Here is a 13,030-nt window from a genome sequence, read left to right on the forward strand (position 1 = left end):
CAGGCTCCGACAATTATCGGAGCCGGCGAGGCCAAGCCAATCCAACAAACGACGCATACCGCGCTCGGCGCGGTTTAACCGGCGACTAAAGCCCCATGCCTAAGCGTACCGACATCTCCAGCATCCTGATCATCGGCTCCGGGCCGATCGTGATCGGTCAGGCGTGCGAGTTCGACTACTCCGGCGCGCAAGCCTGCAAGGCGCTGCGCGAGGAGGGTTACCGGGTCATCCTGGTGAACTCCAACCCCGCCACCATCATGACCGACCCCGAGATGGCGGACGCGACCTACATCGAGCCGGTCACCTGGCGCGCGGTCTCGGCCATCATCGAGCGCGAGCGCCCTGACGCGCTCCTGCCGACCATGGGCGGGCAAACTGCGCTCAACTGCGCGCTCGATCTGGTGCGCGAAGGTGTGCTCAAGCGCTTCGGCGTCGAGTTGATCGGCGCCTCGCGCGAGGCGATCGACAAGGCCGAGGACCGCGACCTCTTCCGCAAGGCGATGCGCAAGATCGGGCTGGACATGCCGCGCTCGGCCATCGCCCACAGCCTGGAGGAGGCGATCCAGGTCCAGGCCTCGATCGGTTTTCCGACCATCATCCGGCCGTCCTTCACGATGGGCGGCAGCGGCGGCGGCATCGCCTACAACCAGGAGGAGTTCGAGGAGATCTGCCGGCGCGGGCTCGATCTCTCGCCGACCAAGGAGCTCCTGATCGAGGAGTCGGCGCTGGGCTGGAAGGAGTTCGAGATGGAGGTGGTCCGCGATCGCGCGGACAACTGCATCATCATCTGCTCGATCGAGAACTTCGACCCCATGGGGGTGCATACGGGCGATTCGATTACGGTCGCCCCGGCGCAGACCCTGACGGACAAGGAATACCAGATCATGCGCGATGCCTCGATCGCGGTGCTGCGCGAGATCGGGGTGGATACCGGTGGTTCGAACGTGCAGTTCGCGGTCAATCCGGTCGACGGCCGCTTGATCATCATCGAGATGAACCCGCGGGTGTCGCGCTCCTCGGCGCTCGCCTCCAAGGCGACCGGTTTTCCGATCGCCAAGGTCGCGGCCAAACTGGCGGTGGGCTACACGCTCGACGAACTGCGCAACGAGATCACCGGCGGGACGACGCCCGCGTCTTTCGAGCCCAGCATCGACTATGTCGTCACCAAGATCCCGCGCTTCGCCTTCGAGAAGTTCCCTCAGGCCGACGCGCGTCTGACCACCCAGATGAAATCGGTCGGCGAGGTGATGGCGATCGGTCGCACCTTCCAGGAGTCGCTACAGAAGGCCCTGCGCGGTCTAGAGATCGACCGCTACGGTCTCGAGGAGATGGTCGATCCGCGCGAGCCGGATGCGGCCCAGCGCGTTCGCCATGAGCTGCGCCAAACCGGGGCGGAGCGAATCTTTTATCTCGCCGATGCCTTCCGCCTGGGGATGAGCTTGGAGGAGATCCACGAGCTGTCCAACATCGATCCCTGGTTCTTGGCCCAGGTCCAGGATCTGGTACACACCGAGGCGCACGTGCGCACCGCCGGGCATGAAGCCCTGGGCCGCGAGCAGCTGCGTCTGCTCAAACGCAAGGGCTTCTCGGACCGGCGGATCGGGCATCTGGTCGGTACCACCGAGCATGAGATCCGGGCGCTGCGGCATGGGCAGGGTCTGCGGCCGGTCTACAAGCGCGTGGACACCTGCGCGGCCGAGTTCGCCTCCAGCACCGCCTATCTCTATTCCACCTACGAAGAAGAGTGCGAGGCCGAGCCGAGCGATCGCCAAAAGATCATGGTCCTCGGCGGCGGTCCGAACCGGATCGGGCAGGGCATCGAGTTCGACTACTGTTGTGTCCATGCGGCCTTGGCGCTCCGAGACGACGGCTACGAGACCATCATGGTTAACTGCAACCCCGAGACCGTCTCGACCGATTACGACACCTCCGACCGGCTCTACTTCGAGCCCCTGACCCTGGAGGACGTGCTCGAGATCGTCGCCAAGGAGCAGCCGCTCGGCGTCATCGTCCAGTACGGCGGCCAGACCCCCTTGAAGCTTGCGCGCGATCTGGAAGCCGCCGGCGTGCCCATCATCGGCACCAGCCCGGACAGCATCGACCTGGCCGAGGATCGCGAGCGCTTCCAGCAGATGATCCAGGAGCTGGGGATTCGTCAACCGCCGAATGCGACCGCGCGCAGCGAGGCCGAGGCGATCGAGCGAGCCGCCCGGATCGGCTATCCGCTGGTGGTGCGTCCCTCCTATGTGTTGGGCGGGCGTGCGATGGAGATCGTCTACGACGAGACCGAGCTCAACCGCTACATGCGCGAGGCGGTGCGGGTCTCCAACGAATCCCCGGTCCTGCTCGATCGCTTCCTCGACGACGCGATCGAGGTCGACATCGATGCCATCTGCGACGGCAAGGACGTGCTGATCGGCGGCATCATGGAGCATATCGAGCAGGCCGGCGTGCATTCGGGCGATTCGGCCTGCTCGCTGCCGCCCTACACCCTGTCCCCGTCGATCCAGGACCGGATGCGCGAGCAGATGGCGCAGATGGCGCATGCGCTCAAGGTCGTCGGCCTGATGAATGCGCAGTTCGCCGTCAAGGGCGAGGACGTCTACATCCTCGAGGTCAACCCGCGGGCCTCCCGCACCGTCCCCTTCGTCTCCAAGGCGATCGGTCTGCCGCTCGCGAAGGTGGCCGCGCGTTGCATGGTCGGCAAGACGCTCGCCGAGCAGGGGCTGCGTCGCGAGCGCATGCCCAAGCATTATTTCGTGAAGGAAGCGGTCTTCCCCTTCATCAAATTCCCGGGCGTGGACACCCAGCTCGGGCCGGAGATGAAGTCGACCGGCGAGGTCATGGGTGTCGGCGAATCCTTCGGCGAGGCCTATGCCAAGGCGCAGGAAGGGGCGGGGACGCTCCTGCCGCGACTCGGCGGAACGGCGCTGCTGAGCGTTCGCTTGGCCGACCGCGCGCGCCTGATTCGCGTCGCACGCGATCTGGTCGCCTTCGGCTTTACCCTTTACGGCACCCACGGCACCGCGCAGTCCCTGCGCGAGGCCGGTCTTGACTGTATCGGCGTCAACAAGGTCGCCGAGGGGCGCCCGCATGTCGTCGACATGATCAAGAACAACGAGATCAGCTTCATCGTCAACACGACCGAGGGCTCCCAAGCCATTGCGGATTCGGCGGCGATTCGGCGCGCGGCACTTCAACACAAAGTCAGCTATACGACCACCATCTCGGGCGCCGAGGCGACCTGTCTGGCACTGAAACAACTGGACATTCTGAGCGTCAATCGGTTACAAGATCTCTCCTGACCGATCTCGCGGGCGCCCCTTGGCGCCCGCGACTTTTTCTATGCGACACCCCTAAGATCCGACCCGCCGACGGCCTCCGGCCCGATCCGCGAACGTGACGGAGGCGGTGCATCCAGACGAGGAAATCACCCATGAACCAGGTCCCTCTGACCGTCAGGGGCGCTGAGAAATTGCGCGAGGAGCTCGAGCGGCTCAAACGCATCGAGCGCCCCCGGATCATCGAGGCGATTGCCGAGGCGAGGGCGCACGGCGATCTCAAAGAGAACGCCGAGTACCATGCCGCGCGCGAGCAGCAGGGCTTCGTCGAAGGGCGTATTCAGGACATCGAGGGCAAGCTCGCGAACGCCCAGATCATCGACGTGACGCAGCTCGCCGCCAGCGGCCGGGTCGTCTTCGGCGCGACCGTGCAGGTCCTGGAGCTGGACAAGGACGTCGAGCACAGCTTCCAGATCGTCGGCGAGGACGAAGCGGATCTCAAACAGGGCAAGATCTCGGTCGGCTCGCCGATTGCCCGCTGTCTTATCGGCAAGAGCGAGGGGGATGTCACCTCGGTGCAGGTGCCTGGCGGGGTGCGGGAGTTCGAGATTCTGGAGGTGAAGTACGTTTAAACCGCGTCTGGCGGTCGATGCGGCCGCTTCTGGTGGGTCTGGCCTTGGCTGATCTCTAAGACGCCGGCGGGACGCGGTTTAAACGGATATTTATTGGCTGCGGGTTCGATGGATACACCCCTTTGACGACGGAACCAAGAAGGGTGGTCGAGGGCTCTGCTCGTTGTCGTTGTCGTGGTTCGGTATCCGATTACGACAACGACAACGTCAACGAAAAATTTTGCGACGTTTGCGGTCCACGCCGAGGTCGATTGTCGGGTTACGCTGCGCTAACCCGAGCTCCATGGAATGATTTAAGCGTCTTTGAATCGCATCCGGGGCGGTCGCGATGCCTACCCGGCGCCGCCGCGTGAGATGCGCGCGATGACCCAGTCCAGTGCCCGGTCCGGCAGGATCCGGGTGAGTACGCCGAAGAGGTGAGTGGGAAAGGTGACCGCATAGCGAATCCGCGGACGTGGGCTCTCCAGGGCATGGATGAGTGCCTTCAATACGGACTCGGGCGGGAGCGTGAAGGGCTGTGCGGCGCCTGTCTTGGTGAGCCGCTGCTGCGCACGCGCATAGGCGTCGTGGTGAACACTGTGCTCGGTGTCGATGTTCGCCTTCAGTGCGAGGTAGGCGTTGTCACGAAAGCGACTCAGGATGGGGCCGGGCTGGATCAGGGAGACCGAGATCCCGCTGCCGCGCAGCTCCAGGCGAAGCGTATCGGTCAGTCCTTCCAGCGCGTACTTACTCGCGACATAGGCGCCGCGATAGGGTAGCGGGATGAAGCCCAGGATGGAGCTGTTCTGCACGATGCGGCCATGGCCTTGCCGGCGCATGATCGGGATCACGCGGCAGGTCAGATCATGCCAGCCCAGCAAATTGGTCTCCAGCTGTGCGCGCAGCACCTCTCGGGTCAGGTCCTCGACCGCGCCCGGTTGTCCGTAGGCGCCATTGTTGAAGAGCGCATCGAGCCGTCCGCCCGTGATGTCCAGCGTCTGTGCGAGGGCCTTCGCGATACTCTCGGGGTCGTCTAGGTCGAGCTGAACGGCCGTGAGACCCTGCTCTTTAAGCCGGGACACGTCTTCGGTACTGCGCGCGGAGGCAACGACCTGCCAGTCGCGTTGGGCCAGACCCAGCGCGCAGGTGAGTCCGATACCGCTGGAGCAGCCGGTGATGAGGATGGATCGATTGCCTGGCGACATCATCAAGGGTTTCGATCGACTCGGCGTGGCCATGGTTCGTCGCTTTTGGAAACGTTTCAAAATCAACATGAATTGGTAGGTTGGGCAAAGCAACGCGTGCCCAACCCGCGCCGGCATCACAGGGAGCCGTTGGGCACGCTGCGCTTTGCCCAACCTACAGCTGATAGCGTTCGCGTCTCCGTGTAGGCTGTTTTTGAGCCGCCGCCGCGGACGCGGTTTAAGTTATCACGAGACCGATTGCGAGGCGGTTGTCGCCGATGTGCCGGTCCGCCTTGTGCGGTATGCATTCTCTTGGAAACGCCTGATAATTGGCGCCAGCTTGCTTTTGTTGAGGAACGAACGATGCCGATCTACGAGTACCGCTGCGAGAGTTGCGGTCATGAGCTTGAGCAGATTCAGAAGATCAGCGATCCGCCCCTGGTCGATTGCCCCGCGTGCGGTCAGCCGACGCTGCGCAAACAGATCTCCGCGGCCGCCTTCAGGTTGAAGGGCGGCGGTTGGTACGAGACCGACTTCAAGAAGTCGAACCAGAAGAATCTGCACGACGGCGGCGAGAAGAAGGAGACCAAGTCGGACGACAGTGCTGCGTCCGGGTCGGGCGCTGGCTCGGGCGACAAGGGCGGCACCACCACGGCGAAGCCGGACGCGAGCGCAACGCCAAAACCGAAGCCGGTCGAAAAAAAGCCCGCGGCGTGAGCCGGACGCGGCGACCGACCTTTCCCCACCCCATCACGCAATAAACCTGATCGAGCGACCCGCTTTTGCGTTGCTCGATGCGAAGACACGAGGCGAGACGACGATGCGCACGCAGTACTGTGGAGAACTGAACAGCCGCCATGAGGGCCAGGAGGTCGTCTTGTGCGGCTGGGTGCATCGGCGTCGGGATCATGGCGGGGTGATCTTCATCGATCTGCGTGATCGCGAAGGTCTGGTGCAGATCGTCTTCGATCCGGATCGCCCCGAGGTCTTCGCCCGCGCCGAGCAGGCCCGCAGCGAGTACGTGCTCAAGGTCACGGGCCGGGTGCGCGCGCGTCCGGCGGGAACCGTCAACCCGGATCTGCCGACCGGCGAGATCGAGGTGCTGGGTCTGGATCTGGAGATCCTCAACGCCTCCGAGACCCCGCCGATCCAGCTCGACGAGCACGGCGCCGACGCCTCCGAGGAGCTGCGTCTGCGCTACCGCTATCTGGACCTGCGTCGCCCCGAGATGCAGGCGCGGCTGCGCACCCGCAGCCGGGTGACCCAGGCGATGCGCTATTTCCTGGATGCGCAGGGTTTTATGGACATCGAGACCCCGATCCTAACCAAGTCCACGCCCGAAGGTGCGCGCGACTATCTGGTGCCCAGTCGGACCCATCCGGGCGAGTTCTTCGCGCTGCCCCAGTCACCGCAACTCTTTAAGCAGTTGCTCATGATGTCCGGCATGGACCGCTACTATCAGATCGCCCGCTGCTTCCGGGACGAGGATCTGCGCGCCGATCGTCAGCCCGAGTTCACCCAGCTCGACATCGAGGTCTCCTTCATGACCGAGGACGAGCTGATGGCGATCATGGAGACCATGATCCGCACGCTCTTCCGCGACGTGCAGGGTGTCGAGCTGCCCGATCCCTTTCCGCGTCTGACCTACGCCGAGGCGATGCGCCGCTTCGGCTCGGATCGCCCGGATCTGCGCGTGCCTCTTGAGCTGATCGATGTCGGCGATCTGATGACCGGGGTCGACTTCAAGGTCTTCGCCGAGCCGGCACAGGACCCGGAGGGCCGCGTGGTTGCCCTGCGTCTGCCGCGCGGCGGCGAGCTCTCGCGCAAGGAGATCGACGGCTACACCCAGTTCGTCGGCATCTACGGTGCGCGAGGTCTGGCCTACATCAAGGTCAACGCCTGGGCGGAGAAGGGTCGCGAGGGCCTGCAGTCGCCGATCCTCAAGTTCCTGCCCGACAGTGCGGTCGACGCCATCATGGCCCGCACCGAGGCCGTCGACGGGGATCTCATCTTTTTCGGCGCCGACAAGACCACGGTGGTCAACGAGTCGATGGGTGCGCTGCGGGTGCGGCTCGGTCAGGACCGCGGCTTGCTCGCCGAGGGTTGGCATCCGGTGTGGGTCGTGGACTTCCCGATGTTCGAGCGCGATGCCGTCAACCTGCGCTGGGTCGCCCTGCATCATCCCTTCACGGCACCGAAGGAGGAGCAGCTGGATCTGCTGCAAAGCGATCCGGGCGCCTGTCTCTCGCGCGCCTACGACATGGTGCTGAACGGCACCGAGATCGGCGGCGGCTCGATCCGTATCCATCGCGATGCGGTCCAGCGGCAGGTCTTCAAGCTCCTGGCCATCACCGACGAGCAGACCGAGGACCGTTTCGGTTTCCTGCTCAAGGCGCTGCGTTTCGGCTGCCCGCCACATGGCGGCATCGCCTTCGGTCTGGATCGACTTGTCATGCTGATGACCGGCGCGACCTCGATCCGCGACGTCATGGCCTTCCCCAAGACCCAGAGTGCGGCCTGCCTGCTCACCGATGCCCCGTCGGTCGTAGACGAGAATCAGCTCAAGGAGCTTGCGCTGCGGATCAGGCTGCGTGCCTGAAGCCTGTGATGCCAGTGGATTCTACCGCGATGATGGACGGTCAGGGCGGCGGTCCCAAGGCTCGGTCGATGGCCGAGCCGATCGGGCCGTCGGGCTCCGAGGGCGATGACGTCGCGGAGCAGGCGTCCATGACCGATGAAACACGCAAGCGTCCCCAGTCGGTTCTCGTGGTCATCTGCACCCGGGGCGGGGAGTTTCTGCTCCTGAGGCGGACCCGCCCGGCCGGCTTTTGGCAGTCGGTCACCGGGAGCCTTGCCTCCGGCGAGACGCCTCGCCACGCCGCGGCACGCGAGCTTTACGAGGAAACCGGTCTACTTGCGGGCGGCGCGCTGATCGACCTGCATCACTCCGTCCTTTTCCCGATCATCCGTGCCTGGCGAAAACGCTATGCACCGAATGTTTGCTTCAATCGCGAATACTGGTTCGCACTTGTGATTGAAACCCGGCGCTTGATCCGGCTCGATCCGCGCGAGCATGTCGAATACCGTTGGCTTCGGGCCTCCCCGGCACTCGCTCTGGCGAGCTCGTGCACCAATCGCGATGCGATTCGGTCGCTCTCCGGGCTCGCCCGCTAGCGTTCCTCCCCCTGCTGCGCAGCGCCATCGAAGAGCGGAGCAAGCAGCGGGCGCAACAACGCGGCACCCGTGACGCTCAGATGATTGTCGTCGTAATAGAGGACGCGCCCGTCTCGGTAGAACAGACAATCGGAGCCCGGACACAAGACCTGGTGCGGGTAGATGCGGATGAGTGACGGATGCCGGTCGAGTCCGTCCAGCATCGCGAAGACCCCGCTCTGGTCGGCGTGGAACTGCTCGAGCGGCTGACGGATCAGATTCGGATCCCGACCATCGAGCACCGCTTCGGCCAACGTCGTCGGCACGTCTGCATCGGGCTGGGGCACCGGATAGACCAACGCGACCCGTTTGCCTGCCGAGACTAGCCGCTCGATCGCCTTCTCGATCGCGACAGCAAGCTCCCCGTTCGGATCATCGAAGGGGTAGATCCGGTACCAGGCCGCCAGTACCTCCGTTTGAATACTCGGCGTTGCGATGATTCTATCCAAGGCGAGCCGCTGAAAGCGTCCGCAGTCCTCCCGCCAGGACAAGTGTTCTCCTTCCCAGCCCAGCGCCGGCGGGCAGATCGGCATGGTCAGGCTCAGCACCGATTCGCCGCGCCCTTGCGCCAGCTCGCCCAAAACCATCGCATAGACCGCGGCGTGGCTATCCCCCAAGAGCGCGACAACGGGCGGCGCGTCGGCCTCGCCATAGATGCAGCCCGGGGTATCGGCCCGTACGCTTTCGCACTCGCCTTGGCGCGGGTCGCGATCCTGCCCCGCCGCGAAGATGTCGACGAGCTCGGGAGGGTAACGTCCAAGCCAGCCTCCGGTCTGCTTCCCGTGCAGGCCGATGCCGGTCAGAACCAGTGCTGCCAGAGCGGCCGCAGCGAAGAGCGCAGGGCGCGGCAGTAGGCCGGAGCGACCCCGGAAAGGACGCTCGACGAACCGCCAAGACAGAACCGCGGCGATCAGGCTCGCCGCGATCATCGCGAGCGACTCGCCGAGTAGAGGCTCGCGCCCCATGATGTGCCGAGCGAAGACGAAGATCGGCCAATGCCAGAGATAGAGCGAATAGGAGATCAGGCCCAAGAAGACGATCGGGCGCCAGGACAGCATCCGTCCGACCGGCGAGGGTCTACGCTGTCCGGCGACGATCACGAACGCCGTGCCCAGGCACGGCGCCAGGGCTGTGAGCCCCGGAAAGGTCGTGGTCTGCGAATAGGCATAGACAGGGACGACGATCATCGACAGACCGACGATCGAGAGGACGGCAGCGAAAGCCCGGCCCTTCGGCAGGCGCGCGGGGCCAGTGCCACGAGTGCGCCGATCAGCAGCTCCCAAGCGCGAAAATGCGGCAGGAAGAAGGCCGCGGTAGATTGCGTGTCGATCCACAAAGCGATGAGCGTGGCGGCAAAGGACAGTGCCGCAATCCCGGCGACGAGCGCCGCCTGGTGACCGCAAAACCGGCGCCAGGTGAGCCAAAGGAGCAGGGGATAGAGGACGTAGAAGATCTCTTCGACCGAGAGCGACCAAATGTGCAGGAGCGGCTTGAGCTCGGCCTCCTGGTCTAAATAGCCGACCTCGCGCTGAAACAGGATGCTCGACACGAACAGGGTCGCCGCGATTAGGGATCGCGCGAAGCTCTGGGCCTGCGCGGGGTAGAGAATCAGGTATGCCGCCAGCGCGGAGACCGACAGCATCGCAAACAGCGCAGGCAGGATGCGCCGGATGCGTCGTTCGTAGAATCCCTGCAGAGAGAACCGACCCTCGCGGATCTCGCGCTCGATGATCGAGGTGATCAGATACCCGGAGATCACGAAGAAGACATCGACCCCGATGAAGCCGCCGCCGAACCCCGGAATGTCCGCGTGGAACAAGACGACCGGCGCGATCGCAAGCGCACGCAAGCCGTCGATGTCGGAGCGATAGCGGTGAGACTCGATCATCCGGGATGGTTCCTCCCGAGCCACCTGCGGGGTCGGCAGCTGTTTGGGTGATTGCGAGCGATGCCGATATCCGAATCGCGCGAGAACCTCGATTCGGACACGTTTTGTTACACCGGGATATCAGCCGCTGCTGATATAGTGCTCAAGCTGCTCGATGATGAACTTGTGCTCCGAGATGATGGATTTGATCAGATCGCCGATCGAGATGAGGCCGACGACCTTGCCCTCGGCGATGACCGGGAGATGGCGAATCCGCTTCTCCGTCATCAGGGCCATGGCCTCTTCCAGGCTCTGTTCCGGTTGTGTGCAGACCACGCGCTTGGTCATGACGTCGCGCACGAGCGTTTCTTTCGACGTGCGACCCCTCAAGATGACGCTGCGCGCGTAGTCGCGCTCAGAGATCAGACCGATCATGCCGCCGTCGTCCATGACCGGGAGCGCGCCGATCTGCTTCTCGGCCATGAGCACGAGTGCGTCGTAGACGCTTGCATCGGGGCCGATCGACCAAACCTGCGAGCCTTTATCGCCGAGTAGTTGTTGAATCGTCTTCATCGTCTCTTCGAGCTCCCTCGGTGGTGGGGAATCGATTCCTGCTGTGTTGTCGGCGTTCCTTGCCTCGGCCCGGCCACGGTCGCCGACCGCGACTCGGTTCCTTCGAGGTTAGCAGAGGGCTACCCAATGGGCCTAGTGGGAATCGGAGGTACGCGGGCCGAGCCGAACGCTCGGGCTGCGTCCGCTCGGGCGCCGTATCCTTCGACATCGAGCGGAGATCCCCCGCTGTCGTCCCAACGAGATCACACCTATGCGTGAGCAGGTTGCAACATCCAACGACCGTCCCGGTACACGTAATCTTGGAGCGCTGCGGCGGCTTCTTGGTTTCACCCGGCCCTACGGCTGGCAGCTCGTCGGGGCGCTGGTGGCCCTTTTCGTCGGGGCCGGCTCGGTGCTCGCCTTCGGTCAGGTGATTCGTACCCTGGTGGACTCGGGGCTGACCAGCGGCTCGACGGCGGCGTTGGATCAGGCATTGATGCTGTTTCTGACCGTGGTCCTGGCGACCGGCATCGCCGTCGGGGTGCGCAGCTATTTGCTGAATTGGATCGGCGAGCGGGTCGTGGCGGATATCCGCAAGAGCGTCTTCGATCGGGTGTTGTCGCTCGATGTCGGCTTCTTCGAGACGACCCGTGTCGGCGAGGTGATCTCGCGCCTGACCAGCGACACCGCCTTGCTGCAGGTCGTGGTCGGCTCGACCCTGGCGATGGTGTTGCGCACCGGTCTGTTGATGATCGGCGGTATCGTCATGCTGGCGATCACCAGTCCGGCCCTGACCGGCCTGGTCCTGCTCGGGGTGCCTTTCGTGATCCTCCCGGCCTGGCTCTTGGGGCATCGGGTGCGCCGTCTGTCGCGCGACAGCCAGGACCGGATCGCCGATGTCGGGGCCTATGTCGACGAGGTGATCCACGGAATTCGCACGGTGCAGGCATGCTGTCACGAGCCGATCGACCGCGAGCGCTACGGCACGCAGGTGGAATCCGCCTTCGAGGTTGCGGCGCGGCGCTCCCAAACCAGCGCCTTGCTGGCGGCGGTGTCGACCCTCCTGACCTTCGGCGCGATCGGAGTGGTGCTCTGGGTCGGCGGTCGGCAGGTCCTGGCCGGCGCCATCAGCGGGGGCGAGCTCTCCGCCTTTCTCTTCTACGCCGTGGTCGTTGCCGGATCGGTCGGCTCTCTGAGCGAGCTGATGGGCCAGTTGCTGCGCGGTGCGGGTGCGAGCGAGCGCCTGATGGAGCTGTTGGAATCCGAGCCGAGTATTCGCACACCGCCCGAGCCGAAGGCCTTGCCGGAGCCGGCGCGCGGTCGCGTCGAGTTCGATGCGGTGCGCTTCGTCTACCCGGCGCGCCCGGACACCCCGGCGCTCGATCGTCTCGATCTGGTCATCGAACCCGGCGAGCGGGTGGCGCTGGTCGGCCCCTCCGGCGCCGGCAAGTCGACGCTCTTTCAACTGCTGTTGCGCTTTTACGATCCGATTGCCGGTTCGGTCCGGTTCGACGGGGTGGATCTGCGCGATCTGGCGCCCGCAGAACTGCGCCGGCACATGTCGCTGGTCCCGCAGGATCCGGTCATCTTCGGGGCCAACGCCTGGGAGAACATCCGTTACGGTCTGGCCGACGCGAGCGACGCGGATGTCCGCCGTGCCGCCGAGGCCGCCCACGCGGCCGAGTTTCTCGACCGTCTACCGCAGGGCTTCGATACCTTTCTAGGCGAGCGCGGGGTCAGGCTCTCGGGCGGCGAGCGTCAGCGCATCGCCATCGCACGCACCGTGCTGCGCAATCCGGTCCTCCTGTTGCTCGACGAGGCGACCAGCGCCTTGGACGCCGAGAGCGAGCGGCTGGTGCAGGAGGCGTTGGAGCATCTGATGCAGGGTCGCACCAGTATCGTCATCGCCCATCGTCTGGCGACCGTGCGCACGGCCGACCGGATCCTCGTCTTGGATCAGGGGCGGATCGTCGCGAGCGGGCGCCATGATGAGTTGATGGCCGAGGACGGGCTCTATGCGCGGCTGGCCTCGTTGCAGTTCCAAGATGCAGCAGAGGTTCCGGCTCCGCCCGCCTTGCGGCTTGCGCTGCCGTGAAGGGGCGGTCGCGCCCCGGACGGGCTGATGAACGACGCACTCGATCGCACCTGTTGTCGCGTACGTCACGACATTCGCACGATCGAAAGACCCGATCACGCGCCCGTTGACTCTCTTTCTTCCGGCAGGCAAAGCTGCCATACGGGCATGAGGCGCGAAACCACGTCTACTCTATCAAGTTTGTTTCGCATGCCAAAAATTGAAGACCACTGTCTTGCGCGGCTGGG

Annotated in this window: 10 protein-coding genes and 1 pseudogene; 7 read left to right on the forward strand and 4 right to left on the reverse strand. The window is 64.6% G+C overall.

What is annotated here, in order from left to right; genetic code table 11:
* Nucleotides 1–95: 95 nt before the first annotated feature.
* Both carB and greA read left to right on the forward strand, forming a co-directional pair.
* On the forward strand, nt 96–3,305 hold the full coding sequence (gene carB, locus VLR48_RS06320) for a carbamoyl-phosphate synthase large subunit (RefSeq protein ID WP_325290963.1): 3,210 nt from the start codon (nt 96–98) through the stop codon (nt 3,303–3,305).
* A gap of 131 nt (nt 3,306–3,436) precedes the next feature.
* Nucleotides 3,437–3,913: a transcription elongation factor GreA gene (gene greA / locus VLR48_RS06325; protein ID WP_325290964.1), complete on the forward strand. Its 477-nt coding sequence runs from the start codon at nt 3,437–3,439 to the stop codon at nt 3,911–3,913.
* Nucleotides 3,914–4,245: 332 nt separating this feature from the next.
* Here greA and VLR48_RS06330 read toward each other — a convergent pair whose 3' ends face one another.
* The gene (locus VLR48_RS06330) at nt 4,246–5,100 is read right to left on the reverse strand and encodes an SDR family oxidoreductase (RefSeq protein WP_414718584.1); all 855 of its coding nucleotides are present in this window, start codon (nt 5,098–5,100) and stop codon (nt 4,246–4,248) included.
* Between the two features lie 339 nt (nt 5,101–5,439).
* Between VLR48_RS06330 and VLR48_RS06335 the strand changes: the two genes are divergently transcribed.
* The 3 genes from VLR48_RS06335 to nudB all read left to right on the forward strand — a co-directional run bounded on the left by VLR48_RS06335 (nt 5,440) and on the right by nudB (nt 8,250).
* Nucleotides 5,440–5,793 carry a zinc ribbon domain-containing protein gene (locus VLR48_RS06335; protein ID WP_325290966.1) on the forward strand — a complete coding sequence of 118 codons (354 nt, stop codon included), beginning with the start codon at nt 5,440–5,442 and terminating at the stop codon, nt 5,791–5,793.
* A gap of 103 nt (nt 5,794–5,896) precedes the next feature.
* Nucleotides 5,897–7,675 carry an aspartate--tRNA ligase gene (gene aspS, locus VLR48_RS06340; protein WP_325290967.1) on the forward strand — a complete coding sequence of 593 codons (1,779 nt, stop codon included), beginning with the start codon at nt 5,897–5,899 and terminating at the stop codon, nt 7,673–7,675.
* A 128-nt stretch (nt 7,676–7,803) separates the two neighbouring features.
* Nucleotides 7,804–8,250 carry a dihydroneopterin triphosphate diphosphatase gene (nudB, locus tag VLR48_RS06345; RefSeq protein WP_325290971.1) on the forward strand — a complete coding sequence of 149 codons (447 nt, stop codon included), beginning with the start codon at nt 7,804–7,806 and terminating at the stop codon, nt 8,248–8,250.
* Here nudB and VLR48_RS06350 read toward each other — a convergent pair.
* The 3 genes and pseudogenes from VLR48_RS06350 to VLR48_RS06360 all read right to left on the reverse strand — a co-directional run bounded on the left by VLR48_RS06350 (nt 8,247) and on the right by VLR48_RS06360 (nt 10,729).
* The gene (locus VLR48_RS06350; RefSeq protein ID WP_325290972.1) at nt 8,247–9,254 is read right to left on the reverse strand and encodes an SGNH hydrolase domain-containing protein; all 1,008 of its coding nucleotides are present in this window, start codon (nt 9,252–9,254) and stop codon (nt 8,247–8,249) included. The two genes, nudB and VLR48_RS06350, sit on opposite strands and share 4 nt — an antisense overlap.
* Nucleotides 9,243–10,177 (reverse strand): annotated as a pseudogene (locus VLR48_RS06355) (acyltransferase family protein); the annotation flags it as partial. The pseudogene VLR48_RS06355 and the gene VLR48_RS06350, both read right to left, overlap by 12 nt.
* Nucleotides 10,178–10,297: 120 nt before the next feature.
* Entirely contained in the window at nt 10,298–10,729 is a 432-nt protein-coding gene (locus VLR48_RS06360) for a CBS domain-containing protein (RefSeq protein WP_325290968.1), read from the reverse strand.
* Between the two features lie 250 nt (nt 10,730–10,979).
* On the opposite strand from VLR48_RS06360, the gene VLR48_RS06365 reads away from it, so the two are divergent.
* Together VLR48_RS06365 and VLR48_RS06370 are read left to right on the forward strand one after the other, a co-directional pair.
* A complete protein-coding gene (locus VLR48_RS06365) occupies nt 10,980–12,803 on the forward strand; it encodes an ABC transporter transmembrane domain-containing protein (RefSeq protein ID WP_325290969.1) in 1,824 nt (607 codons plus the stop codon).
* Between the two features lie 27 nt (nt 12,804–12,830).
* On the forward strand, nt 12,831–13,030 hold a 200-nt coding region (locus VLR48_RS06370), incomplete at its 3' end, for a hypothetical protein (protein WP_325290970.1).

The sequence above is a fragment of the Thiocapsa sp. genome, from assembly GCF_035467215.1.
Lineage (GTDB): Bacteria > Pseudomonadota > Gammaproteobacteria > Chromatiales > Chromatiaceae > Thiocapsa.